This window comes from Gallionella capsiferriformans ES-2 (assembly GCF_000145255.1).
Taxonomy (GTDB): domain Bacteria; phylum Pseudomonadota; class Gammaproteobacteria; order Burkholderiales; family Gallionellaceae; genus Gallionella; species Gallionella capsiferriformans.
On the sequence record NC_014394.1, the window covers coordinates 2007283 to 2032846 of the forward strand.

At 54.2% G+C, this 25564-nt stretch carries 25 protein-coding genes; 5 read left to right on the forward strand and 20 right to left on the reverse strand.

The features are described from left to right. The first annotated feature begins 291 nt into the window (after positions 1 to 291). The 5 genes from GALF_RS09225 (at position 292) to GALF_RS09245 (ending at position 6028) form a co-directional block, all read left to right on the forward strand. Entirely contained in the window at positions 292 to 624 is a 333-nt protein-coding gene (locus GALF_RS09225) for a hypothetical protein (RefSeq protein ID WP_013293785.1), read from the forward strand. A gap of 119 nt (positions 625 to 743) precedes the next feature. Next, a complete protein-coding gene (locus GALF_RS09230; protein ID WP_013293786.1) occupies positions 744 to 1433 on the forward strand; it encodes a Bax inhibitor-1/YccA family protein in 690 nt (229 codons plus the stop codon). Between the two features lie 72 nt (positions 1434 to 1505). After that, the gene (locus GALF_RS09235; protein ID WP_013293787.1) at positions 1506 to 3845 is read left to right on the forward strand and encodes a Tex family protein; all 2340 of its coding nucleotides are present in this window, start codon (positions 1506 to 1508) and stop codon (positions 3843 to 3845) included. A gap of 24 nt (positions 3846 to 3869) precedes the next feature. Next, positions 3870 to 4217, forward strand: a complete 348-nt coding sequence (gldC, locus tag GALF_RS09240; protein ID WP_013293788.1) for a gliding motility protein GldC — start codon at positions 3870 to 3872, stop codon at positions 4215 to 4217. A gap of 98 nt (positions 4218 to 4315) precedes the next feature. Further along, positions 4316 to 6028, forward strand: coding sequence for a diguanylate cyclase domain-containing protein (locus GALF_RS09245; RefSeq protein ID WP_041938051.1), 1713 nt, complete (start codon positions 4316 to 4318; stop codon positions 6026 to 6028). A gap of 18 nt (positions 6029 to 6046) precedes the next feature. On the opposite strand, the gene GALF_RS09250 is transcribed toward GALF_RS09245, so the two are convergent. From GALF_RS09250 to GALF_RS09335, 20 genes are all read right to left on the reverse strand, one after another. Continuing rightward, the gene (locus GALF_RS09250; protein ID WP_013293790.1) at positions 6047 to 7003 is read right to left on the reverse strand and encodes a response regulator; all 957 of its coding nucleotides are present in this window, start codon (positions 7001 to 7003) and stop codon (positions 6047 to 6049) included. 3 nt (positions 7004 to 7006) lie between these two features. Then, positions 7007 to 9133, reverse strand: coding sequence for an ATP-binding protein (locus GALF_RS15035; protein ID WP_013293791.1), 2127 nt, complete (start codon positions 9131 to 9133; stop codon positions 7007 to 7009). Further along, positions 9130 to 10029 (reverse strand): ABC transporter substrate-binding protein, encoded by a 900-nt coding sequence (locus GALF_RS09260; RefSeq protein ID WP_013293792.1) that lies wholly within the window; start codon positions 10027 to 10029, stop codon positions 9130 to 9132. The genes GALF_RS15035 and GALF_RS09260 overlap by 4 nt, the downstream gene beginning before the upstream one ends. A 130-nt stretch (positions 10030 to 10159) precedes the next feature. Further along, positions 10160 to 11467 (reverse strand): 23S rRNA (uracil(1939)-C(5))-methyltransferase RlmD, encoded by a 1308-nt coding sequence (rlmD, locus tag GALF_RS09265; RefSeq protein ID WP_013293793.1) that lies wholly within the window; start codon positions 11465 to 11467, stop codon positions 10160 to 10162. A 23-nt stretch (positions 11468 to 11490) separates the two neighbouring features. After that, a complete protein-coding gene (locus GALF_RS09270; RefSeq protein ID WP_013293794.1) occupies positions 11491 to 11856 on the reverse strand; it encodes a VanZ family protein in 366 nt (121 codons plus the stop codon). Beyond that, positions 11856 to 12635, reverse strand: coding sequence for a 3'-5' exonuclease (locus GALF_RS09275; RefSeq protein ID WP_013293795.1), 780 nt, complete (start codon positions 12633 to 12635; stop codon positions 11856 to 11858). The genes GALF_RS09270 and GALF_RS09275 overlap by 1 nt, the downstream gene beginning before the upstream one ends. A 53-nt stretch (positions 12636 to 12688) precedes the next feature. Beyond that, positions 12689 to 13102: a YdbL family protein gene (locus GALF_RS09280; RefSeq protein WP_013293796.1), complete on the reverse strand. Its 414-nt coding sequence runs from the start codon at positions 13100 to 13102 to the stop codon at positions 12689 to 12691. Then, complete coding sequence (locus GALF_RS15715) at positions 13099 to 13254, reverse strand: hypothetical protein (protein ID WP_013293797.1); 156 nt, start codon at positions 13252 to 13254, stop codon at positions 13099 to 13101. Before GALF_RS15715 ends, GALF_RS09280 begins: the two co-directional genes overlap by 4 nt. 70 nt (positions 13255 to 13324) lie before the next feature. Continuing rightward, a complete protein-coding gene (locus tag GALF_RS09285; RefSeq protein ID WP_013293798.1) occupies positions 13325 to 14113 on the reverse strand; it encodes a dienelactone hydrolase family protein in 789 nt (262 codons plus the stop codon). Between the two features lie 28 nt (positions 14114 to 14141). Further along, positions 14142 to 14450, reverse strand: a complete 309-nt coding sequence (locus GALF_RS09290; protein WP_223293689.1) for a DUF190 domain-containing protein — start codon at positions 14448 to 14450, stop codon at positions 14142 to 14144. Next, the gene (gene crcB / locus GALF_RS09295) at positions 14447 to 14836 is read right to left on the reverse strand and encodes a fluoride efflux transporter CrcB (RefSeq protein WP_013293800.1); all 390 of its coding nucleotides are present in this window, start codon (positions 14834 to 14836) and stop codon (positions 14447 to 14449) included. Before crcB ends, GALF_RS09290 begins: the two co-directional genes overlap by 4 nt. Positions 14837 to 14845: 9 nt before the next feature. Further along, on the reverse strand, positions 14846 to 16045 hold the full coding sequence (locus tag GALF_RS09300; protein WP_013293801.1) for a hypothetical protein: 1200 nt from the start codon (positions 16043 to 16045) through the stop codon (positions 14846 to 14848). Beyond that, complete coding sequence (locus GALF_RS09305) at positions 16046 to 16612, reverse strand: chalcone isomerase family protein (protein ID WP_013293802.1); 567 nt, start codon at positions 16610 to 16612, stop codon at positions 16046 to 16048. Positions 16613 to 16655: 43 nt separating this feature from the next. After that, entirely contained in the window at positions 16656 to 17855 is a 1200-nt protein-coding gene (locus GALF_RS09310; RefSeq protein ID WP_013293803.1) for an acetyl-CoA C-acyltransferase, read from the reverse strand. 10 nt (positions 17856 to 17865) lie between these two features. Continuing rightward, a complete protein-coding gene (locus GALF_RS09315; protein WP_013293804.1) occupies positions 17866 to 20346 on the reverse strand; it encodes a 3-hydroxyacyl-CoA dehydrogenase/enoyl-CoA hydratase family protein in 2481 nt (826 codons plus the stop codon). A 21-nt stretch (positions 20347 to 20367) separates the two neighbouring features. Then, positions 20368 to 20586 carry a hypothetical protein gene (locus GALF_RS09320; RefSeq protein ID WP_013293805.1) on the reverse strand — a complete coding sequence of 73 codons (219 nt, stop codon included), beginning with the start codon at positions 20584 to 20586 and terminating at the stop codon, positions 20368 to 20370. Positions 20587 to 20656: 70 nt separating this feature from the next. Beyond that, positions 20657 to 21052: an acyl-CoA thioesterase gene (locus tag GALF_RS09325; protein ID WP_013293806.1), complete on the reverse strand. Its 396-nt coding sequence runs from the start codon at positions 21050 to 21052 to the stop codon at positions 20657 to 20659. A gap of 2 nt (positions 21053 to 21054) precedes the next feature. After that, entirely contained in the window at positions 21055 to 22845 is a 1791-nt protein-coding gene (locus GALF_RS09330; RefSeq protein ID WP_317623712.1) for an AMP-dependent synthetase/ligase, read from the reverse strand. A 5-nt stretch (positions 22846 to 22850) separates the two neighbouring features. Next, positions 22851 to 22988 (reverse strand): hypothetical protein, encoded by a 138-nt coding sequence (locus tag GALF_RS15720; protein ID WP_190274066.1) that lies wholly within the window; start codon positions 22986 to 22988, stop codon positions 22851 to 22853. Between the two features lie 68 nt (positions 22989 to 23056). Next, positions 23057 to 25555 (reverse strand): acyl-CoA dehydrogenase, encoded by a 2499-nt coding sequence (locus tag GALF_RS09335; protein WP_013293808.1) that lies wholly within the window; start codon positions 25553 to 25555, stop codon positions 23057 to 23059. Positions 25556 to 25564 lie beyond the last annotated feature (9 nt).

Consider the following 25564-nt stretch of genomic DNA (forward strand, 5'->3'; position numbering starts at 1 on the left):
AAGGTTATTTGAAAAAACTGACCAGTCGGTATCATCAGCCGAAAATCACCTAAATGCAAAGGTTTTTTTAAGTTCAGCCGGGGCAATACTATAGTAGCCTACAGAACGGGCTCATTCGACTTGAAAGCACAATATTGGGGGCGCCTGCCCACTCATTTGTTAAACAGGCCACGCTTCTGTAAACTGCACGAACACGCCCGCTTATATCGGCATCCAAACAAACCGAATTTATTCAATGATTCTGATAGACAATCATCCCTTTAAGCAAGCCCAGCAAAGCGAGCACTCAATATGATTGCCGTCAACAAGAAATATTTAGCGCGTCTACAGCGAGGCTGGTTAAGTGTGCGAGCGCTCAACGAGAGCCAGGCCAATCGGATACGCAGTGATCTGAATCAGGCCCGCGGTCTGATTCCGCTGTTAATGAAACGTAGAAATGGCGGGCGCTGGAGCGAAGATGAGCGCAAAACACTACTACGCGACTTACGGGCACTGTGCCACCTTTGCCCTTATCTAATACCCATTCTGATGCCGGGAGGAATCTTTATGCTGCCGGTACTAGCCTACTGGATGGACAGACGCCGCGGCGCACGTCCGGATACCCATAAAAAAAATACGGGGTAATCCCCTGATGCGCGAAGCGTTATCGAACGACAAATAACGCTTCGCGATTGCAACTTTTCTGATACTTCGCTAGTCTCACGCCCGTTGATGCAATAACGTATAACTTCCAGGAGTCAATTATGCAATATCAAAACCAATTTGCGACCACAACCGATGTGATCGTCACAGAACAAAACAAAGTGCTGCGCAACACCTACATGATGCTCGCGCTGACCATGATTCCAACACTCATCGGCGCCTTCATCGGCACTTCAATCAATTTCTCGTTCATGCACGAACATCCGGTCATGGGTGCGCTACTGATGTTCGGTGCAATGATGGGGCTGCTGTTTACGGTGAGCGCGCTGCGCAACAGCGTCTGGGGCGTTGTCGCGCTGCTGGGCTTTACCTTGGTCGCCGGTGTCTTTCTGGGTCCTATTCTGCAAGTCGCACTGCACTTGAAAAATGGCGCTCAGCTGATCGGTATGGCAGCGGGCGGCACCGGGCTGATTTTCTTCAGCTTAGCCACTATCGCTACCGTGACAAAAAAGGATTTCAGCTTCATGGGCAAGTTCCTGTTCATCGGCGTGATTCTACTGGTCGTCGCATCGCTGGCTAACATCTTCTTTGCCATCCCGGCCCTATCCCTGACCATTTCAGCGATCGCAGTGTTGATCTTTTCGGCTTACATCCTGTTCGACATCAGCCAGATCATCCACGGCGGAGAAACCAACTACGTGATGGCGACGATGACGCTCTACCTTGATATTTACAATATCTTCGTTAACCTGCTAAGCCTGCTGATGGCATTCAGCGGCGAAAAAGATTAACGCAACTCTGTTTTAACGATAAAGGCGGCCTCCGGGCCGCTTTTTTATATCGATTAACCCGACAAATATCTCATGCTGCCATCAATCGAACACCGCCTCGCCAATGAACTCGGGGCAAGACCCGCACAGGTCGCCGCTGCTATCGCCCTACTCGATGAAGGCGCCACGGTGCCGTTCATCTCGCGTTATCGCAAGGAGGCAACCGGCGGACTGGATGACATTCAACTGCGCCTGTTAGACGATCGCCTGAGTTATCTGCGCGAACTGGAAGCTCGCCGCGCCGCCATCATCGAGTCCGTCACAACCCAGAACAAAATGACCCCGCAACTGCTCGATGCCATCATGCATGCGGCCGATAAGACGCATCTTGAAGACTTGTATCTGCCCTACAAACTCAAACGCCGCACCCGCGCCCAGATTGCGCTGGAAGCCGGACTCGGTGCGCTGGCCGACGCATTGCTGCGTAATCCCGCATTGCATCCGGAACAGGAGGCGGCGGGATATCTGAAAGCGGCTTTTAGCACGGATCAGGGCGACAATCCGGGCGTGCTGGATGCCAAATCGGCACTTGATGGGGCACGGCAAATCCTGATGGAGCGTTTTTCGGAAGACGCCGCCCTGCTGCAAGCCTTGCGCGAGTATGTGCTGGATCACGGCGTTGTAGAAGCCCGCGTCATTGAGGAAAAAAAGGAAGCCGCGGCGAAATACAGCGATTATTTCGATTATTCAGAATCAATAAAAACAATACCTTCGCACCGCACGCTGGCGATATTGCGCGGACGCCGCGAGGGACTGCTGAACGTGCAATTGCGCCTCGACACAGAAGCCGACAAACCTTTAATGACAGCGCCCTACAATCCTTGCGAGGCGAGAATTGCCGCGCGTTTTGGCGTTGCACACAAAATGCGCCCGGCCGATAACTGGCTGGCCGATACGGTACGCTACACCTGGCGCGTGAAAATCTTCCTGCATCTGGAAACCGAATTGATGAGTGCATTGCGGATAAAAGCGGACACCGACGCGATCAGCGTATTCGCGCTCAACTTGAAAGCCCTGTTGCTCGCTGCCCCCGCAGGCCCCCGCACTACGATGGGGCTTGATCCGGGCGTGCGCACCGGCGTGAAAGTCGCCGTCGTGGACGAAACAGGCCGCGTGCTGGACACCTGCGTCATCTACCCGCATCAGCCCAGATGTGACTGGGAAGGCTCACTGCATACGCTGGCGAAATTAGCCGAGAAACACCGCGTATCACTCATTGCCACCGGTAATGGTACCGCCTCGCGCGAAACTGACAAACTCGCGCTGGATTTAATCCGCCTGCGCCCTGAATTGAAACTTATCAATGCAGTGGTATCGGAAGCGGGCGCATCGGTCTATTCCGCGTCGGAATTTGCCTCGAAGGAACTGCCGGACATGGATGTGAGCTTGCGCGGGGCCGTATCGATCGCGCGCCGCTTACAAGATCCGCTGGCAGAACTGGTAAAAATTGACCCCAAAGCCATCGGGGTTGGCCAATACCAGCACGATGTCAGCCAGTCCCAACTGGCTCGCTCGCTCAACACAGTCGTAGAAGACTGCGTAAATGCGGTAGGGGTCGACGTGAACACGGCATCAGCCCCCCTGCTCGCCCGCGTATCGGGACTCAACAACACCGTGGCACAGAACATCGTCGCCCATCGCGACAGCAATGGCCGATTTGCCACCCGTGCGCAACTTCTGGAAGTCCCGCGTCTAGGCAAGAAAGCGTTCGAGCAGGCGGCCGGATTTTTACGCATCACAGGCGGCAGCAATCCGCTGGACGCCTCGACCGTACACCCAGAGTCCTACCCGCTGGTCAAACGCATACTCAATGACATCAAGCTCGATCTAAAAGGCGTGATTGGCAACAGCGCGCTGCTTTCATCGCTCAATCCGGCCCGCTATCAGGACGAAAAATTCGGCCTCCCGACAATCACCGACATCCTCCGCGAACTGGACAAACCGGGCCATGATCCGCGTCCCGAATTCACCACTGCAACCTTCCGCGAAGGGATAGAAAAAATCTCAGATTTGCAGCCCGACATGATACTGGAAGGGGTCGTGACCAATGTGGCCGCGTTCGGCGCGTTCGTCGACATCGGCGTTCATCAGGATGGATTAGTGCACATTTCAGCCCTTGCCAATAGCTTTGTTAAAGATCCGCATACGGTCGTCAAAGCAGGACAAATCGTCAAAGTCAAAGTACTCGAAGTGGACGAGAAACGAAAACGCATTGCGCTGACCATGCGTCTGGCCGATGCGGCACCCAAAGCCGATGCAAAACCGCGTGAGACAAAAAGACCCCCCGTTCACCGTGGTCAAGAAAAATCTGAATCCGTTAAAATGACTACCCCGAACGTCATGGCCGCCGCGTTCTCAAAATTGAAAGCATAACCCCCTATTCTCACCGGAGCTCATATGAAAACATCGGAAATCAAATTTACCGTCACGCTGGATGACAAAAACATGCCGCAAAAAATCGACTGGAGTGCATCCGACGGCGGTGTCACCAGTTCCAGCCGCGCCATCATGCTCTCGGTCTGGGATGCTGAAGAGAAAAACACCCTGCGCATTGATCTTTGGACTAAAGAGATGATGGTCGATGAAATGAAACAGTTTTACCACCAGACCCTGCTGTCCATGGCCGATACGCTGGAACGTTCAACAGGGGAAAAGGAAGCGGCTAAGGCGATGAAAAATTTTGCACAGGAATTTGGCGAGCGCCTGAATCTGGTGAAAAAAAATCCACTTTTCCCGGCGGACTAAGATAAACCGTCAAACTAACAAACTAACAAACTCTACAGGGATATTTGCGCCTATAATTTGGGCATTCGTGTTGCTGAAGGCAAGACATGAGTTCGAACATGACAGCCCAGATAATTGATCAGAACGTTGCCCGATCTCTGACGTTGAGATATGTGGTTGCACTGATTTTGGTTGCCTCACTGTCCACCGCAGCCTGGCTCAGTTTGCATCTGGTCATCTCGGAACAGAAGAGTACCGCAGCAATCGTCAACGTCAGCGGACGCCAGCGCATGCTCAGCCAGCGAACCGCCTTATTTGCCAATCTACTGGCAAATTCGCCAACGACTGAACGTCCTTTGATTCGCGAAAAACTAAAAGACGCCATCAACCTGATGGAGCGTTCTCACGAAGGCCTCACACACGGTGATGCCTCAATGGGCTTGCCCGAGACACTCTCGCCGGCTGTCCGCGCCATGTATTACGGCGCACCGGATGCACTGGATCATCAGGTGATCAGCTATATCGCTGCCATAAAAGCATGGCTGATACTCGAGGATCATGAGTTAACCCTCGATAAACCACTGCTCAAAGAGATCACCGAAACCGCATCAACGACGCTGGTATCGGAACTCGACAAGATGGTGCGCCAGTATCAATTAGAAGGCGAGGCCTCTGTCAGCCAGTTGCAAAAGGCCGAAACAATTTTCTGGCTGAGTACGCTACTGCTATTGATACTCGAGGCGATACTGATTTTCCACCCTTTTGTCAGGCATGTCAGAATCATCTTCGGCAAATTGCAGAGCGTCACGGATGAGTTGCGCTTACACCATGATCAACTGGAGGATACTGTCAGAGAGCGCACCGCAGAACTTGAGCACCGCAGCCGTGCACTGGCCGAGAGTGAGGAAAAATTCCGTCTGATCGGCACCAACGCAAAAGACGGCATCATCATTATCGGCGAAAAAGGCATCATTGTTTACTGGAATCCAGCGGCTGAAATGCTATTTGGTTATTCGGCAAACGAGGCTATCGGTCAAAATCTGCACGACCTGATTACACCAGAACGCTATAGAGAAACCGCACACAAGGGCTTCGAGCGTTTTCAGCAATTTGGTGTCGGCAGTTTAATCGCTCAGACCTTCGACATTTCCGCGCTGCACAAAAATGGCGAAGAATTTCCAATCGCGCTGTCTATCTCTGCTTTCATGTATAAAAACCACTGGCATGCACTGGGCACCATCCGCGACATTACCGAACGCAAACAGATGGAAGAACAGGTGCGCCAGCTGGCATTTTATGATGCACTCACCAACCTGCCTAACCGCCGTCTATTCAATGACCGCCTGAAGCAGAGCATGGCCGCCAGTCGCCGCAACAACACCTATGGCGCCGTCCTGTTTCTGGATTTGGACAATTTCAAACCGCTCAATGACACATACGGGCACAACGCTGGAGACTTGCTGCTCATTGAAGCCGCCGAACGTCTGAAACAATGTGCGCGAGAAATGGACACCGTCGCACGTTTTGGCGGTGATGAATTTGTCATGATACTCAACGATCTGGGGGCACATATAACCCCCTCTGCTGCACTGGCTTCGTTAGTCGCTGAAAAAATCCGCATCAGCCTGTCCGCGCCCTACCTGCTAGAAGTAAAACAGGAAGAGCAACCCGACAGGGTCGTCGTGCATCATTGCACAGCAAGCATCGGCATCGCGCTGTTTATCAACCACGACGACAAACCGAACGAGGTAATGAAACGGGCTGATGAGGCCATGTATCATGCTAAATTGGCAGGACGCAACCAGATCCGCTTATATGAGCCAAAGGTTTAGCGCTCTTTTACACGACCATTACCCTGTTTTCGTAAAACTCCCCCTGATTTCTTGAGCCGCATCAAGGAAGCTCTGGTTGATACGATCGACCAGTACATCGCAGGCCTTCTGATCAGCGGCACGCCCGGCCACTTCGATTTCCTGACACAATTCTCCCAAATACTGGGCACCCACTGTGCGCGAACTTGATTTGAGTTGGTGCGCCACGTCAGCCACGATCGTCGTATTCCCTGCCGCCACCGCGCTCCTGATGTGAGCCAACTGCTTTTCAGCACTTAACAAAAACTTTTCCAAATAACGGCGGTGCATCTCAGGCTGCGCACCTACCATGCGCGTCAACATCAAAGGATCCCAGATGACCTGCTGCGACATGATGCTCACAGGCGCTGCCAAAGCAAGGTTAACTTCACCGGAGCGTTTCAACCATTTAGACAGCATGCGTCCCAACTCATCAAGTCTCAACGGTTTGGACAAATAATCGTCCATACCACACGATCGGCAGTGTTGTGCTTCGCCCTGCATGGCATTGGCTGTCACAGCGATAATCGGCAGATGAGCGCCATCAACCTCGGCATCCCGGATGGCACGGGTCAACTCGAACCCGTCCATATTTGGCATATGACAATCAGTCAGCAGCATGCCGTAGCGGCCGCTGCGCCACATATTCAGCGCCTCAACCCCGTCTGTTGCAACTTCCGCCGCGTACCCTAACAAGCGCAATTGCTCCAATATTACTTCCCGATTAGTTTCGTTATCTTCTGCGAGCAAGATAAGCTGGCCTGCGCAGACCGCATCGTCGAGTGCAGGCACCGTAATTCTGGGCGAATTCCGGCGATCCGGCGCATGAGCCAAGTCTGCATGCGTTAGACGTCCTGCCGCGAGGGCCAGCGCACTAATCAAATCCTGATACAACATCGGTGCAATTGGAACGGCAAATTCATAGGCTGACACCGCACTCACATTTTCACGCGACACCAGTCACACCACGCTCAATTTTTTTGACCATTCAGGTAATTCAACGCCTGCCCCCAACAGCAAGATACTCTCTGCATCAAGCGCCCCGTCGTTAAGATCGGCGCATACCGTCACTGTCGCACCCGCAGTACGACAGTAGGCCGGCACATGCTCCACCGACCAGGCATCACGCAATACTGCCAGCACGTTGATACCCGTCAAATTCAGCTCTTCCTTTGCGCCGTCTGGCGCAACAATTAACGGCAACTCAAGTGTAAAAATAGACCCCGCGCCGATCCGACTTGAGAGCTTGATTTCTCCCCCCATCAGCCCTGCAAGTCTCCTGCTGATGCTCAACCCTAAACCACTGCCGCCAAATTTTCGCGCCGTGCTCGCATCCGCCTGAGCGAAAGGCTGAAACAAGGTATCGATCACCTCCGGTGCAATACCGATGCCGTTATCGGCAATATCGAAACGAATACCCGCATGCCCGTCATCCAGTTCACAGGGCCGCACATTCAAGCTGACCTGCCCGGCACGACCTTGCACACCGCTGGTAAATTTAATGGCATTACCCAGTAAATTGAGCAAAATCTGACGCAAGCGGGACGGATCCGATGCGATCCAAAGCGGCAATTCAGGAGAGACGAATACGCAAAGCGCCACCGACTTGGCTTGCGAAATCATCAATTGCACAATTTCCTCTGCGACAACGCGCGGGCAGGTAGCGATGCATTCGATGTCAAGGCGCCCGGCCTCGATCTTGGAATAATCGAGTATATCGTTGAGGATATTGAGCAGTGCCTGCGAAGAATGCTGTATCGTGCCGAGCAACCGGTGCTGCATGGAATTAAGTTTGGTCTCCTGCAATATATCTACCATACCCAGCACACCATTCATCGGCGTGCGAATTTCGTGACTCATGTTGGCCAAAAATTCCGATTTAGCCCGACTGGCAGCATGCGCGGCTTCCTCGATGCGTTTTTGCTCGGTAATATCGGTACGCACCGCCATATACTCGCGAGGTTTGCCGTCATCCCCCATAAAGGCGGCGATCGTGGTATCAAACCAGATCGCATGCCCCTCCCGCGCCAGGTTACACACTTCGGCATGCCACACTTCGCCGCGGTAGATAGTGTCGTACATCTCCTTAAAAAAACCTTTGGGATGATGACCGGAATTCATGATTTTATGGTCCTGCCCGATCAGTTCATCGTGCGAATAGCCGCTGACCTCGACAAATTTGTCGTTACAATAAGTGATGAGTCCATCCACACTGCAAATGGTCACAATCGCGTGCTTGTCGATGACATATTTCTGACGCTGCAATTCGCCTAATGTATGACGGGTCAATATGTCGCTCTGCTGCAAATCAACTGTGCGCTGCCGGACCAGATCTTCGAGATGTTCATAATGCTGCTGCAAATCCACCGTCATATTATTCACGCCGATAGCCAGCGTATTTAACTCACTGATCCGGTCTGACGCCACAACCCGCGTGTTCAGATATCCTGCACCAATCGCCTGAATGGCCGTACTCAACTGGGTAACGGGTTCAATGATGCGGCGGCTGGCAAGGTGCACCAAAAAAACAGCCAGCAGTAAAAACACCCCAGTCACCCACAACGATATCCGCAGCAAATCCGATTTAAGCTTGTTCGTTGCCTCCCAGCTCATTTCAATGATGACCGCACCGACCTGTTGCACCACCGGTTTCGATTCCATCTCATCAAACAGCACTTGAGTCGAGAGGATGGGCTGATACAGCAGCAAACTCTTTCCGTCATCAAAGACCGGGCGATCGCGATTAACACGCGTTCGTTGCTGATCGGCAGCCGTATCAACTCGCTGCAGCGGACCTGAGCGTGCCAGAATTGCATTCGTGGCATTCAACACCAGCACAGCTTTGGCATCGGGCTGCTGCAAGGTATTTTCGGCAATGCCGGTCAAAAAAATTCTGTTATTGGCGAACACACCGTACTCACTACTGGCGGCAAGCTGGCGCGCAATCAATTGACCTCGCGTGAGCAGCTCCTGATCGAGCCCCGTGTAGCGCTCATGAAGAAAATAGGCTTCCAGACCGATTACCATCACCAGCATGGGCAACAACATCAGCAAGGCAACATAGGCTCGAATACCGTATTTTTTCATCGTGCAGGCCCGGACATTTTTTCAACTTGCAAGCGAATCATTTCAGCCGTATTCAGCTTGATTCCCAGGGTTCTGGCCACCTCCTGATTCAGTGCAATCGTGTAGAACAGCGGATACTGAGACTCGGGCAGTTTACCCAGCGCAAAAAATGAGCCGATCATGGCTGATGCTTGCGCGGCTAACTGCTCAGGCGTGGAAAACAGGGCGCACAGGGCCCCCGCCTTGACATAAGACTGAGAAAATCCAACCAGAGGGATGCTGCGACGATAACTACTCAGCAAGATATTGCGTATCGTGTTGCCGTTATAAACCACGCTGTCCGGCACAGCAAACAACACATCGCTCTCGCCCAGAACGGCTTCTAAATCATCGAAAAGCGTGGTATCGCTGCGTAAATTATGCATCACCAGCACCCCGCCCTGACGCGACAATTCGGTACGAAATCCTGCAAAATCAAATCGGTTTTCAGCAGAATACAACACACCCACCCGAGTGTGTTCTGGCAGCACTGCACGCAAAAAGGCTACCTGCCGGGCACGCGGTTGATCCAGATAGATGGCGGAAATCATTCGGCTGCGCAGCTGTTTAGCCGGCAATGTACTGGGAATCATGGCAGCCAATACCGGCTGAACTGCTTTTTTGGCCACAAGCTCTGCGGCACGTAAACCGACAGTTACGACAAGATCGGCAGGCTGCGCTGCGAAATCCTCGGCACGCGGTAAAACTTCTATCTGAAAATGCGCGGGAAAATTAAGTGCCTTGGTAAAAGACTGGTACGGCAGGTTGTTATCGCTTTGCACAACCAGCACGCGAAAGGGTGCTTCAGCACGAACATGAGGCGAAAACCAGCAAGCCAGCAGCAACGCGCAGCTGGCAAATTTAGTGTTCAGGGACATATGCTCTGACAACAACCCCGTCTTTCGACATTGGCATTCCCTTGTTGCAACCCGAAACTGCCTTAAAATAACAGTTGTATCGTCAAATTTTCGAGTATTTTAATCCCAACGACAGAGAAAAACCACTCATCTATGATCTGACAAATACGGCGATCGATTCGACATGAGACGTTTGCGGGAACATATTCATCACACCCGCTGATTTCAACACATAACCGCGCAGTACCAGTTCAGCCGCATCCCGCGCAAGGGTCGCCGGATTACAGCTGACATAGACGATCAGATCAGGCGCGATTTCGGGCGTAATCGATTTGACCAGTTCCATTGCGCCATCGCGCGGCGGATCAATCAACCATTTATCGAAGCGGCCAAGGGCGGCCAGCGCCGCTTCATCCATTTCAAACAAATTGCGTGCACTAAACGCCGTGTTCACTGATAAATGATTAGAGGCCGCATTCTGCGCGGCGCGTTTAACCAGCGCATCGCTGCCTTCGATGCCCGTCACTTGCGCACCGCTGCGTGCAATCGGCAGGGTAAAATTCCCGAGCCCGCAGAAGAAATCGACGATGCGCTCTCCTTTTTGAGGATTGAGCAGACGCATCGCCCGGCTGATCATCACGCGATTGAGCTGACTGTTAACTTGGGTAAACTCGCCCGGCGCAAATGGCATCACAACGCCGAACTCAGGCAGACTATAAGTCAGTTCAGGGGCATCCAGCGGATAAAAGGGCACGACCGTTTCAGGCCCCTTGGTTTGCAGCCAGAACTGCACGACATGCTGATCGGCAAATGCGCGCAAGGCGGCTTCGTCCTCACAGGAGAGCGGCGCCATGATGCGCAGCACCAGCACATACACGTGCTCGCCTACCGCGACCTCGATTTGCGGCAGTTTATCGCGTATCGACAGACCCGCGAGCAGAGTGGCCAGAGGCTCAATCAAGGAGGCGACTTTCGGCTCCAGAATCTCGCAACTTTGCATGTCGGCGACAAAACTGCTGCGTTTCTCATGAAAACCCACCAGCATTTTCTCTTTTTTGATCACATATTTGGCCGAGATACGCGCACGTTCACGATATCCCCACGCCTGCCCATAAATCGCAGGCAAGATGGATTCAGGCTTAACTTTTCCGATCCGCGCCAGACTGTCTTCCAAAATACGCTGTTTCACCGCAACCTGTACGCGCGAGTCCAGATGCTGCATCGAGCATCCGCCGCACATGCCGTAATGCTTGCATTTAGGCTCGACCCGAATAGAGGCTGCGCGATGCAACGTCGTCATCTGCGCCAGTTCAAACGAGGGTTTTTTGCGGTAAGACGCATAACTCACGACTTCCCCGGTTAACGCGCCCTCGATGAAAATTACCTTACCCTCCGCATGGGCGATGCCGCGACCTTCCTGGTCCAGCGATTCAATGGTTACTCTGTTGTCAGTCGTCATTTCTATTCCAGTTTCTATTCAATTTATCGCGCCAGACGGCGCTCAATACAGCAAAGCAGTTGCCCCAACGGTGTCAGCACAAGCAGGGCACCCGATAATACGCCAACGCCATCAGCCAGCATATCCAGTACATCGAAGCTGCGATACCCCGTCCAGCCCTGCACATATTCCAACGCGATGCCCAATCCGACAAGGGCGATGATGACCCGCAGGCGTCCATACAGATGGCAAAACCAGAACGACAGCAAGGCATAAGCCAACGCGTGCTCCAGTTTATCGACATGATCAAACGCCATCGGCGCGGGGGGATTGGGCATCAGCGACAAGTACACAACCAGCAAAACTAAGACCCAACCAACACTTGCCCATAAACGCGTGTAGATGAGCATCAGGCGTCAGGCCAGGCCGCGAGAAATGCCTGCCAGTGCGGCAACGGGTATTTTTCAAGTGCAGCCCTGACAAGGGCACATTCTTTTTTATACGCGTCAGGCGTTAACACGCCGCGCATCATCTGAAAGCGGGCATAAACCAGATAGGTATTCGCCACATCGGTTTCGCAGTAGTTGCGAATTTCGGACAAGTCACCCTGCTGGTACGACGCCCACACCCGAGAACCATCCATACCCAGTTTACCGGGAAAGCCCATCAATTTTGCCAGATCATCCAGCGGCGCATTGGCGCGCCCGGTGTAGAGTGCCAGTAAATCCATCAAATCAAGGTGGCGCGTGTGATACCGGCTGAGGTAGTTATTCCATTTGAATTCGCGGTCGTCCTCACCCATATCCCAGTAGCGCGCGCACTGCACGCCGTGGATCAGTCCGCGATAATGCAGCACCGGCAGATCGAAGCCGCCGCCATTCCACGACACGAGTTGCGGCGTGTATTTATCGATGATGTCGAAGAAGCGCTGAATCAAACTGCCTTCATCATCCCCCAATTCACCCAGTGACCAGACGTTGAAATGATTACCCTCGCGCAATACACAGGAAATGGCGACTACGCGCTGTAAATGATGCTGAACAAAATCGCTGCCCGTTGACTGACGACGCTGCTGGAACGCCATTTCGGCGACTTCCCAGTCACTCACGCTCGCGTCTAAGCCCTGCAAGATGCGCAGCCCCTTCACGTCGGGTACGGTTTCAATATCAAACACCAGCGTTGGATTCATTCAGATTTACCCACAGACTCACACGACACCAACTCGACGGCACCGCGCAATCGTTATTTTTGTATCCAGCCGCGATCGCTCATCATCCACCAGCCGCGCTGCGCGAAGTTCAACCAGCGCGGTGCAAACACGCGACGTATCTCGTTATGCCACTCGGGATGTCCGTTCGCATTGGCGATTTCAGAATATAAACGTTCGCGATCACCATTTTCAGCCTCGACCAGCGCACTCAACTGCCGGCGCGCGGCCAGCGGCACGGAGGCTTCATCGCGCAGGCTGATCGTGCCATCCATGTTGAGCCCCACCGCACCGCTGTTGTAGTACGCAGCCAGTTGGCCGTGGCGCGCCTGCATGCGCAGTTTGATCGCCTGAACACCCGGCGTATTCACATCCAGCGCCGCGCCTGCCTCTGCCTGAAAGGTCGCCAAAATAAAAACCAGTGCAAACAGGTATTTAATCAGACTCATTTGGGCCCCTTAACGCTGGCGGGTTTAACCTGCCAGACGTCAGAAATAATCCGGTCGGCCGCATTTTGAGCCGCCGGTGCCGGAAAATAAATATCCGTTGTCGCGCAAGCACACAGAAAAACAATGGGCAGCGCAATCCATATTTTTTTCATGCGGATCTTCCTCATAACAAAGCGGCCCGATTGTAGCCTAGGCCGCTCGCCTCACCAAAGCCTTTAAAAACTATCTGCCGAAGATTTCGCGTAAAAATACCGTAGTCTGCTGCCAGGAATCCTTGTCTGCTTCGGCGTTATAGGCTAGCGGCAAGTTAAACTTTTTTCCCAGCTCATCCGCATCCGGATTGGTAAAGCTGTGTTTGACGCCCGGATAAGTGACCACGCGGTAATTGGCTTTTGCCGCATCCATTTCCGCCTTAAAAGCGGCCACCTTATCGGCGGTGATCATCACATCATCCTCACCGGTAAAGGAGAGGATACGAGCACGAATTGTACCGGGAGCGACCGCAATCTCCGTGTTTAAACCGCCATGAAAACTCGCGACCCCCTTGAGGTGTTCACCCAACCGCGCCATGTTCAGCACCACGCCACCGCCAAAGCAGTAACCGATCGCTGCCATCTGAGCCGCATCCACCGTTTTTTGCGTGCCCAGCAATTTGATGCCCGCATCAAAGCGCGCTTTGGCCAGCGGCATATTGCTGTTCAATGCCGTGGCAAATTTTCCCGCATCATCAGGATGATTTGCCAATTTACCGTCACCGTACATATCCACCGCCAGCGCGGTATAGCCCATTTTTGCCAGCATATCAGCGCGATGACGCACATAGTCGTTGTGCCCCCACCATTCATGCACCACCAGTACCGCAGGGCGACGACCCTTAACGGCATCGTCATAGGCAACATAGCCTTTGAGCGTCACGCCATTTTCCTGATAACTGACCTCACGCCCCTGCACCGCTGCCTGCGCGGTCAGCGCAGACAAACACAAGGCCAGTATCGTTACGATTTTCTTCATTCTAATTTTCCTGTTTCACGGCTTTGAATTACATAAATCCGGACTCAACCTGAGTCCGGACATAAAAGATCTTCAGGCTCTGCATATGAACGCGCTGCAACATCTGCTCGGTAATCGCATCATCCAGAATAAACTCGACCTTGATTGCTAATTCACCAGCTAATTCGAAGAAAGTTTCTTCATGCAGCCTGCCGTGCCGCCCAAATCCTGCAATCGCGCGAAATGCCGAGCCGCCATGAATGCCAAGACCTTTAGCTTCTTCGAGCAGCCACTCATACAGCATCATGCCTGCGTGATGTTGTTTTTCGCCGACATAAAAACAAAGCTGATTCATCATTGCACTCCCTGTAGATATTTAAACGTCTGGATACCCAACACCGTCATCAACAACGAACCGCCCATATGCGCTGCAATGATGCCAGCCGCCCATGCATACTGTCCGCGCAAAAGCAGCGTGACGGTCTCGGCCGAAAAAGTGGAAAAGGTCGTCAATCCGCCCAAAAAGCCTGTGATGATCAAAAGCCGCCACTCAGGTGACAGCCCCGGATGCTGGATAAAGAAAGCAATCGCAAGCCCGATCAGATAACCGCCGGCCAGATTCGCCGTCAGCGTCCCTATCGGCAGTTGAGGCAGGGAGGGATTGAGCCAGAGCCCCAAACCCCAGCGCAACCAAGCGCCGAGCGCCGCGCCCAGCCCGATGGCCAGAAATGAATAGATCAACATGCGCGCATTCTACCCGAGCCGCCTGACCTGCGCGAACCCGCCGCCCATGGTGCGAAAATTAGTCGTCTGCCCCTGATACAGCCGAGCGGCCACCAGCTGAATGACACCGTCATAAACATAACAGCGCACGTCGTATTTCAGCGTTACGTCATCAGCGATCGCGCGTTCGCCGGGTGCGGCCAGTTGCTGAGCGACATACGCAGCTTGCAAAATTTCACCAAAAACACGGCGGGTCAGCTTTTCGCCGCGATACGCCCCGCGGCTGGCATAACCAAAACACGGCTTAAAAAATAATGATTTTCGATCACTCCACAACCTATTCTCAAGGTCAGACCGCACCACAAAGGTATGCGGAATACCGGCGAGCAAAGTCGCAATATCGTTTTCACAGACGTCCAAATCACGCAGCTCATCCGCATCGGTCAGCCGGGCCAGATTGCGTTTATCGGCATAACGCTCATAGTGTTCAGGATTCGGCGTCAACACCACTTGATCGTTCAGATAGACTTGCAACAATACGGGATACTGCTGCAGGGTAAAATCGGTCAGCCGGTTATAGATCAGGTCGATCTTCTGCTCCCCGAGATACAGTCCGTCATCACAGCCCCTGAGTTCTGCGGGATCAACGATCACAGCCCGAATACCGGCGCGCTCAAACTGACGCTGCGCGATCAAAAATTCCGGATATAAATATTGCTGTTCTGGCTGCTCATCAACAATGGCAATGCAGCCTAGGGGAGCCTCGCCGCGCGCCAGTTGCCACTCACGGCGGAACATCTCGACAAACAAGGTATCAAGACCCGGCAGACTCACCGCGTCTCCTGGCAAAGTGCGCTGACTCTCGATCAGTACGCGGTTTAAAAATGCCCCGCCCGCATTGGTGTTGATCTCAATCAGATGCGCGCCCTCAGCATTCAGATGAAAGTCATAGCCGTAAAAGACGCCTTTTGCACATCGGTTTCCGGTAGCCGGTTGCCCATTATCAATGATCCATTTGTCATTATTCACTACCCGTTCTACTGCCGAAATCACCCCTTGCATCTGTTGCAACTGAGTAGCACTGACAAATACCGACACGTCAGCAAACAGGCCACGCGATTTGACCAGCTGATAGCACGCCGCCCCCTCGCCCTGCAACGCGACATCGAGCGCTGCGCTGTTGATACGCCCCGCCGTCGCATCCATATTGAGCTGCGCTGCTTCACTCATTCAAAAGCCACCCAACAGTTTCAATTTGAGATCTTGCTGCACCGGCTTTTCACCCAACCATATTTTAAGCAGCGTGTTGTAAAACGTGCTGCCCGCGATCGTGCCGCGCAGCCCGCCATTGACCCAGACCTGCGTGCCGGTACCGATCTGATAATCAAACAAAATCACGTCCCCTGCTTTTAACCTGACCATCCGGTGGCAGATGACATCGAATTTGTGCAACTCTTCCTTCATCGCCGCGAGCTCGGTCGCGCTATGGTTATCCCTGATCCCCTCGTCAAATGAATACAACAGGTTGGCCGCACTGATGTCATCCAAAAAATACATCGCAATGCGCTTTTCTCCAAGATCACTCAGCACAGCCGTCGCCATATTCTTTTTGGCGTTCAAATACAGCGCCGTCACATACAAGTCGAAGATAAACTTGCTGCGCACGCCCGCGCCGTTGAGCACGAGATTGCTGTTGCCCAGATGAACGACATCGGGCAGCGCAACCCCTTTGAGTTCAACTGCCTGCGTACTGTGACTCACAAGCAGAAACATTGCGCACAATAATTTTTTTTTCATAAATTCCTTCTCCGCCCGCGCGATGCACAGGGTGCCTGCTGAATTATAGAGACTCGAATATACCGGCCGCCCCCATTCCGCTGCCGATGCACATCGTTACCATACCGTATTTCTGCCCTTTGCGCTGCATGCCATGCACGAGCGTCGCCGTCCGGATACACCCCGTCGCACCCAGCGGGTGACCCAACGCAATCGCACCCCCCAAAGGATTCACGAGCGCAGGATCGAGCCCGACCTCACGAATGACTGCAAGACTCTGCGCGGCAAAGGCTTCGTTGAGTTCAATCCAGCCCATGTCAGCAAGACACAATCCCGTTTGGCGCAAGACGCGCGGAATGGCCTCAACGGGTCCTATCCCCATAATCTCGGGCGGCACACCGGCTACCGAAAACCCGACAAATCTGGCAACAGGCGTCAGATTGTAACGCACTAGCGCAGCCCCCGAACACAGTAACACCGCGGCAGCGCCATCGGACAGTTGCGAGCTGTTGCCGGCGGTAACCGAGCCGTTTTGTACGAACACCGCTTTAAGACGGGCTAACGCATCCATCGACGTATCCACGCGCGGCCCTTCATCCTGGCTCAATTCACGGCAATTCTTCTGCACGGAACGGCTATGCAGATCGGCCAAATGATCTTCCTGCAGATACGGGGTGATTTCACCTGCGAACTCGCCGTTATTCATTGCCGCCAGCGCACGCAGATGACTTTGCAACGCAAAAGAATCCTGATCCTCGCGGGATATTTGCCACCGCTTTGCGACGCGCTCCGCTGTCAGCCCCATGCCGTAAGCAATCCCCAGATGCTCGCTGTTCTCGAAAATTGCCGGATTGAAGGCCACCTTGTTGCCCATCATCGGCACCATACTCATGCTCTCAACGCCCGCAGCGATCATCACATCCGCCTCGCCCAGCCGGATGCGGTCGGCAGCCTGCGCTACGGCCTGTAAACCCGATGCACAAAAACGATTCACCGTCATCCCGGGCACCGTGTGCGGCAGACCTGCCAGCAGCAACGCGATGCGTGCGACATTCATGCCCTGTTCAGCTTCGGGCATCGCACAGCCTGCAATCACGTCACCGACAAGGGCCGGATCGAGCGTTGGCACTTGCGCCAGCACGCTTTTTAACACATGCGCGAGCAGATCGTCCGGCCGCGTGTTGCGGAACATGCCGCGCGGCGCGCGCCCCACCGGCGTGCGGGTTGCCGCAACAATATAGGCTTCCTGAACCTGACCACTCACCTAAACCTCCTCAATTTCTCAATGCCTTGCTGTGTTTCAACATGTGCTCGATTCGAGCCTGAGTTTTGTCAGTAGCCAGCAACGCCAGAAAATGACGCCGCTCAAGATCGAGCAGCCATTGTTCATCAACGAGTGTGCCCGCATCCACCTCGCCACCGCACATCACCTGTGCGACACGGCAGCCGATATCATAATCGTGTTCAGAGATGAAACCGCCTTCCTTCATATTGACCATCGCTGCAGTCAGGGTAGCAATGCCGGTGCGGCCTGCCACGGCAATCTGGCACTGCTGCAGCGGTGGACAATATGAAGTCGCGGTGAGCGCGTGCGCCTCCTGTTGTGCGACATGCAACAACTCAAAGCGATTCATCACGATCCGGTCCGAGGCGCGCAAATAGCCCATCTCACGCGCCTGCTCGGAACTTTTGGCCACCGTCCCTAACGCGATCTGCTGGAAATAACGTCTGACAAACGGAAACACATCGATACGATCCTCATTGGCAAAACGCTGCGCCTCAGAAAAGGCGCGCATCGCCATCTCCTTGCAGCCGCCCCCTGCCGGCAACAAGCCGACACCGACTTCCACCAGGCCGATATAGCTCTCTAGCGTGGCCACGATGCGCGTGCAATGCATGGCGAACTCGCAGCCACCGCCCAGCGCCAAGCCGTCAACCGCCGCAATAGTCGGCACCCGTGCGTATTTTAAACGCTGCGAGACGCGCTGAAATTTAGCCACCACATCCCCGACACGAGGAACATTACCGGTCGCTGCATTGAGCAACTCGCCTAAACCCGCGCCAGCTGCAACGGTATATTTGACCCGATTGGCCGCCTGACGAAATTGTTCGAACATCCCCGCATGAACTTCCTGGACGCCCTGCATCAGTTTCAGCAAATTTGCGCCGTAGGAAAATGGCGGCTCGCTCTGCCAGATAATCAGCGCACTAAAATTCGCTTCCGCTTCATCAATCGCGCGCAGCATATCGTCCAGCAACGCATCTGAAATCGTGTGCATCTTGCTTTTGAAACTGACAATGGCCACGCCCGCGTTGATATGCCACATGCGCAGATCATCGCTCTCAAACACCGTCACACCGTATTCGCGCACTTCGCCTGTCAGTTGATCAGGGAACAACTGACGACGGTAAACCGCCAGCGTCGAGCGGGGTTGATCGCATTGCCGCGCAGGCGAATAGGAACCCTGAGGCGTATGAACGCCGGTGCGGGCAGGGTCAGTCACCCAGACGGGCAGCGGCGTATTCGCCATGGTGCGCCCGGCCATAATATCGTCCGCAATCCAGCCGGCCACCCGCTGCCAGCCTGCCGCCTGCCAGATCTCGAACGGACCGTTATCCCAGCCAAAGCCCCAGCGCACCGCGAAATCGAAATCCCGTGCGTTATCGGCAATGTATTCGAGCTGCAACGCGCAGTAGTGGAATACATCACGAAACACCGCCCACAAAAACTGTGCCTCAGGATGCACATGAGCGCGTAATCCTGCCAGCTTTTTGGCCCAATTCCGTTCGCGCAGGATGGTTTTAACGCCCTCGTCTATCGTCGCATCCGACAAACGATATTCGCGCGTATGCAGATCCAGCACATGAATCTCGCTGCCGATTTTCTGGTAAATGCCACGATGTGTCTTTTGCCCGAGCGAACCTTGATCGACCAGATAGGTGAACCAGACCGGCAACTCAAAATGCCTGTGCCAGGGATCGTCATTCAAGTTCTCGCGCAGGGTATTGACCACATGAGCGAACACATCAAGCCCGACAATATCGAGGGTCCGAAAAGTCGCACTTTTGGGGCGTCCGAGATAACGTCCGGTCAGCGCATCGACGGTATCGAAACCCAGATTAAACGCTTGCGCATGGTGGCGCGTTGCCAGCATCGAAAATGCACCGATGCGGTTGGCAATAAAGTTGGGCGTATCTAGGGCGCGCACCACGCCTTTGCCCAGCGTCGACACTAAAAAAGTTTCGAGTCGATCGAGCAAGAAGCGATCCGTTTCCCGACAGGCGATGAGTTCGACCAGATGCATATAGCGCGGCGGATTGAAAAAATGCACGCCGCAAAAGCGATGACGCAATTCAACGGGGAATGCTTGCGCCAGCGTATTGATCGACAATCCAGAGGTATTGCTCGCAAAAATAGCCTGCTCTGCAATAAAGGGCGATACCCGGCGATATAAATCAAATTTATAGTCCATGCGCTCGGCAATCGCCTCGATTACCAGATCACATTCGAGTAGGCGCGCCAAGTGCTGATCATAATTAGCCGCCTGAATATACGCGAGGTTAGCCATACTGGAGAGCGGAGCGGGTTCGAGCTTTTTTAATCCTGCCAGTGCGCGATCGACATGGCCGTTCGGCTCGCCCTCCGGAGCCGGCAGCTCGAACAACACCGTCTCGATGCCTGCGTTGACAAGGTGGGCTGCAATCTGCGCGCCCATCACGCCTGCCCCCAACACAGCCACTTTACGGATATGCATAGCCCAACTCCCTAAATACTTTTAAAAGCTGTGTGCGTATTGCACGCTCAGAATGTCCACGCTGCTGTTGTAGCGGCACAGCAGATAGCCCTTTCCGGCCAGATCCATGTTAACAGCCGCATTCTGGGTCCTTGGTGCGTTGCTGAAAAAATCGTCGGCATCTTCAGCGCTTGCCGCACCGCCAGCGTAAGCATTACCAAGACCGCTGCCACGTTGCTCGATCAGCGCAAAAGGCGGCATCCAGACTAGCCTGCCCCCTCAAGCCATTACTTGCATATGTTAATTCTCACTCAGCGTAATTTTTGTCGCACTACACTTCTGGCGGAACTTCGCGCGGACGACGATTTTCATCGACGGCCACATAAGTCAGTGTCGCCTCCGTCACCTTCACACAAACAGGTTGTGCAGGATCGCGCTGCACATAAACCTCGACATTCACCGCAATCGAGGTACGCCCGACGTTGTCGATGTGAGCATAAAAACTGACGATATCGCCCATGAACACCGGCTGTTTGAACAAGAATGAGTTAACAGCTACGGTCGCCACGCGGCCTCGTGCACGGTGTACTGCCGGAATACTGCCGGCAATATCAACCTGCGCCATAATCCAGCCGCCGAACACATCGCCCGTATAACTGCAATCGGCCGGCATCGTCACCACGCGCAGCGTAGGCTGACGATCAGGCAGGGTTGTCAATTCATCCATACTCAGCGCCTCTCGTAGAGCTGCTTAATTTCCGCCGCAAAGCGGCGGGTGACTTCATCGCGGCGTAGTTTCATCGTCGGCGTCAGTAAACCGTTGTCGATACTCCAGGGTTCGCGCAGCAGCAATACCCGATTAACCTTGGCATAGCCTGGAAATCCGCGCAGATTTCGCGCAATGCGGCGCAGCACCTTCGCTTCGATCCGGCTGTCGGTCAACGCTTCGGGCATGTCAGGGCGGATACCGACTTCATGGGCAAAATGCAACCATACTTGCGGGTTGAGCACGGCCAGCACCACCAGATACGGATGCGCCTCACCGAATACCATCACCTGTTCGAACAAAGGGTCGTGCAAAATCGCCAGTTCCATGTCGGTGGGCGGAATCTTTTCACCGTTCGACATCACGATGATTTCCTTGATGCGCCCTGTGATGTAAATGTGCCCTGTATCCGAGATATGCCCGATATCGCCCGTTCGAAGCCAACCGTCGGCAGCGAGCGTTGCACGGGTCGCCTCCGGATTATTCCAGTAGCCCAGCATCACATTTGGCCCTCTGACCTGCAATTCGCTCAATGCGCCCAAGCGCACCTCAACGCCGCTTATTGGCTGACCGACGCTGTCGGGAAAGTTATTTCCCAGATGATTTCCGCTGATCACAGGACTGGTTTCGGTCAGCCCGTAGCCTTGCACGATAGGCAGCCCTAAGCCGACAAATACCCGGGAGAATTCCGCTGCCAGCGCAGCCCCGCCGCTAATCGCCACCCGCAATCGTCCACCCAATTTATCGAGCACTTTTTGCGCTACCAGTTTTTGCAGCACAGGCCAAAGCAAAAAGGACGCGCGCCAGGGACCGCGCCCCTGCTGGTGCTCAAACATCGCCCAGCCCGTTTCAACCGCCAGATAAAAAAGCCGGCGTTTAAAGCGCGGACCATCCTCTAGCTTGGCGCGGATAACCGCGTAAATCCGCTCATAGATACGCGGCACCGAGATCAGCAGCGTCGGGCGTATGACCTGCATATCCTCCGACAAGGTCTGAATAGAACGTGCGAATGCGACCGTAGCCCCCGTCATCACAGTCAGGTAATAGCCCAGCGTACGCTCAAAGGTGTGCGACAACGGTAAGAATGACAAGAACACATCCTCGCTACGGACCGAAAAAGTATCCAGACAAGCGCGCGCATTACTCAGCATATTGCCATGACTCAACATCACGCCACGGGGCTTACCTGTCGTGCCTGAGGTGTAAATAATGCTGGCTAACTCATCCATCCGGCAGACGGCAGCCGGCAGCAGTTGCGCGGTCTCCGGTAAAAATTTCGCCATCGAAATCAGCCGCGCCTCATCCAAATCCGGCAAAGAGTCGAGGCTCACAAAACGCACCACGTCCTGCAACTGTTCGCGCACCGTGCGCAGCCCCAGCCATTGCTCGGCCGATTCAAACAACAAGACTTTGGCCCCCGAGTCGTTTACGATGTAGGCAAGATTATCCGGCCGATCTACGGTATACAGGGGCACCGTGACCAGTCCGAGCGAGAGCGCTGCCTGATCGAATGCAATCCATGCCGGGCAGTTGCGCAACATGATGGCGACCCGGTCGCCACGCTGCAAATTAAGATAGCTTAACGCCGTCTGCCAGCGCGCCACCTCAGACTGCATCTGCTGCCAACTCAGTTCCTGCCAGGCATTGTTCCCGAAATAACGGTAGGCGATCTTGTCGGGTGTGCGGCGTACACGCTCCAAAAACAAGCCGTGCAAGCTGCCGGCTTCTGCGGGTGAAATTATTTCAAGCATCATTTCCCTCATTCATCCAAAAACAAATCCCGGTACAAAACAGCACCGGGGGACACCCCATAGGATGCAAAATCGCACATTCCGGCATGACGCAACACGTCCTCGTCGATGTAAAAATTCCCGTGCTGCCTGTCAAAATCTGCCACGCGGCATCAGCGACGATAGCTGGGTGCCACAGGTATCCCATCTGATCAGGACGAGTTTGTCGCTCAGGTCACGCACCATGTTTGCTGCTGTCCCAAACGTGATTCATCACGGTTTCATAGGCCAGATTCAAGTCTTTTACGCCCGTGCGTAGCTGCTCCACTGAGAAATCATCCACCCTGATCACTCGACAGCGCAGCGCATAGTCGCGTTCCAGTTCCAATGCCTGCGCTGCCGTGATCAGACCGCCCTCGCGCGCTTCGGCAATTTGTAGTAACTCATCCCTCACCTGTAATTTTCCGGCCCGGCGCGCCACATTCAAACGCGCTTGCAACGGTTCGCAGGCCAGCGTACTCTCCAGCGCGGCCTCCAGCACACCGACCGCATCGCTCTCCCGGCCTGAAATATAAATCCCTGCCGTCAGCCGGTCACGCACTTCGCCGGGCTGCATCAAAAGTTCAGTCACTTCATGCGCCAGCCGGTCAGAAGGCGGCAACAGGCGTTTTCCCAGCGGAAAAATCAGTGCGTGCAACAGGCCGCGAACAATGGGGTTGGGAAAATTCTGAATAATCCCCTCGAAGGCGTGCTGGATCTGATACATCGCATCCTGAATGGCCCAGTGCACCAAGGCCAAGTCACCCGCAGGACGACCATCATCGGCAAAACGTTTGAGGGTAGCCGAACACAGATAAAGCTGACTTAACACATCGCCCAGACGAGCTGAGAGCCGTTCACGACGCTTCAATGAACCCCCTAATACCGCCATCGCGACATCTGCGCTCAACGCAAACGCCGAGGAAAATCGCGTCAACTGCTGATAATAGCCGCGACACACAACGCCGGCAGGAACAGGAATGCCCCGTCCGCCCGTGAGTCCGAACACAAAACTGCGCGCGACATTGCTTAAGAAAAATCCGACATGACCGAACAGGGCATCGTCAAACAGATGCAGCGCACGCTCGTGATCCACCTCACGAGTTGCCGCGACTTCTTTCAGAACATAAGGATGAGAGCGGATCGCGCCCTGACCGAAGATCATCATGCTGCGCGTTAAGATATTCGCGCCTTCCACGGTAATGCTGATCGGCGCCTGCTGATACAGCCGCCCCAGATAATTATCCGGCCCCAGACTGATACCCTTGCCGCCGTGTACATCCATCGCATCATTGATCACGGTACGAGCGCGTTCGGTGGCGTGATATTTCATGATTGCCGAAATGACCGAAGGCTTCTCACCCCTATCCACGGCCTGCGCGGTTAAGGCGCGCGCCGAATCGACCATATAGGTATACGAACCGATGCGCGCCAGCGCCTCTTCCACCCCTTCAAAACGTCCAATGGGTAAATTGAACTGGCGACGAACCCGACAATAGGCACCGCTGGTGCGCGCAGCCAGCTTCATCCCGCCGGTACTGCTCGCAGGCAGTGAAATCGAACGCCCGGCGGCCAAACACTCCATCAACATCCGCCAGCCTTGACCGATGCGCGCCTCGCCACCGATCAGATAATCGAGCGGGATGAACACATCGCGACCTTGGATGGGGCCGTTCAAAAAAGCCGAATTAAGGGGAAGATGGCGGCGCCCGATCTCGACCCCTTTGCAGTCCGCGGGGATCAAAGCCAGCGTGATGCCGCGGTTAACCTCTGCGCCTAACAGGTGATCCGGATCGTAGAGTTTGAAAGCAAGACCAATCAAGGTCGCTGCAGGCGCTAACGTGATGTAGCGTTTATCCCAGTTGAGCCGGATACCCAGCAGATTTTTTTTCCCGGCAAACTCGCCCCGGCACACCACCCCCGTGTCTGGGATCGCCCCCGCATCCGATCCTGCCACAGGACCTGTCAGCGCAAAACACGGTACTTCCAGCCCCCGCGCCAGACGGCGCAGGTATTTTTTCTTCTGTTCATACGTACCGTAATGCAGCAACAATTCGGCAGGCCCCAGCGAATTGGGCACCATCACCGTCACAGCGGCGCTACTGCTACGGGAAGCAATTTTGGCAATCACGGCGGAATGCGCTTGAGCTGAAAAAGCCAGCCCGCCGTATTCTTTCGGGATGATCATCCCGAAAAACCCTTCGTCCTTAAGGAACTTCCAGACAGTGGGCGGCAAATCGAGGCGGTTATGCGTGATATCCCAGTCGTCTAGCATGGCACACAGCTGTTCAACTTGCGTGTCGAGAAATGCCTGTTCAGCCTCACTCAGCGCGCATTTGGGCAGCGCGAGCAACTTATCCCAGTCGGGATGACCGCTGAACAGCTCGCCGTCCCACCCCACGGTACCCGCATCGATCGCCTCCTGTTCGGTGGCGGAAATTGGCGGCAGGATTTTGCGAAACAGTTTTAACACGGCGGCACTGACTATCGTGCGGCGCAACAAGGGCACGCCGAATACCACGACAATCAGGAACAACAATAAATACACCCCTTGCAATACCGTTTCGGACAGGCGCGCCTGTATCGCCACCACCGGCACGATCACCATAAAAGCCAATAACCAGCTGACTACCGTGGCACGAAAAAATGCCAGCAGAATAAAGATGGCCAGCGCAGCCAATACGGTTAACAACATTGCCTCTCT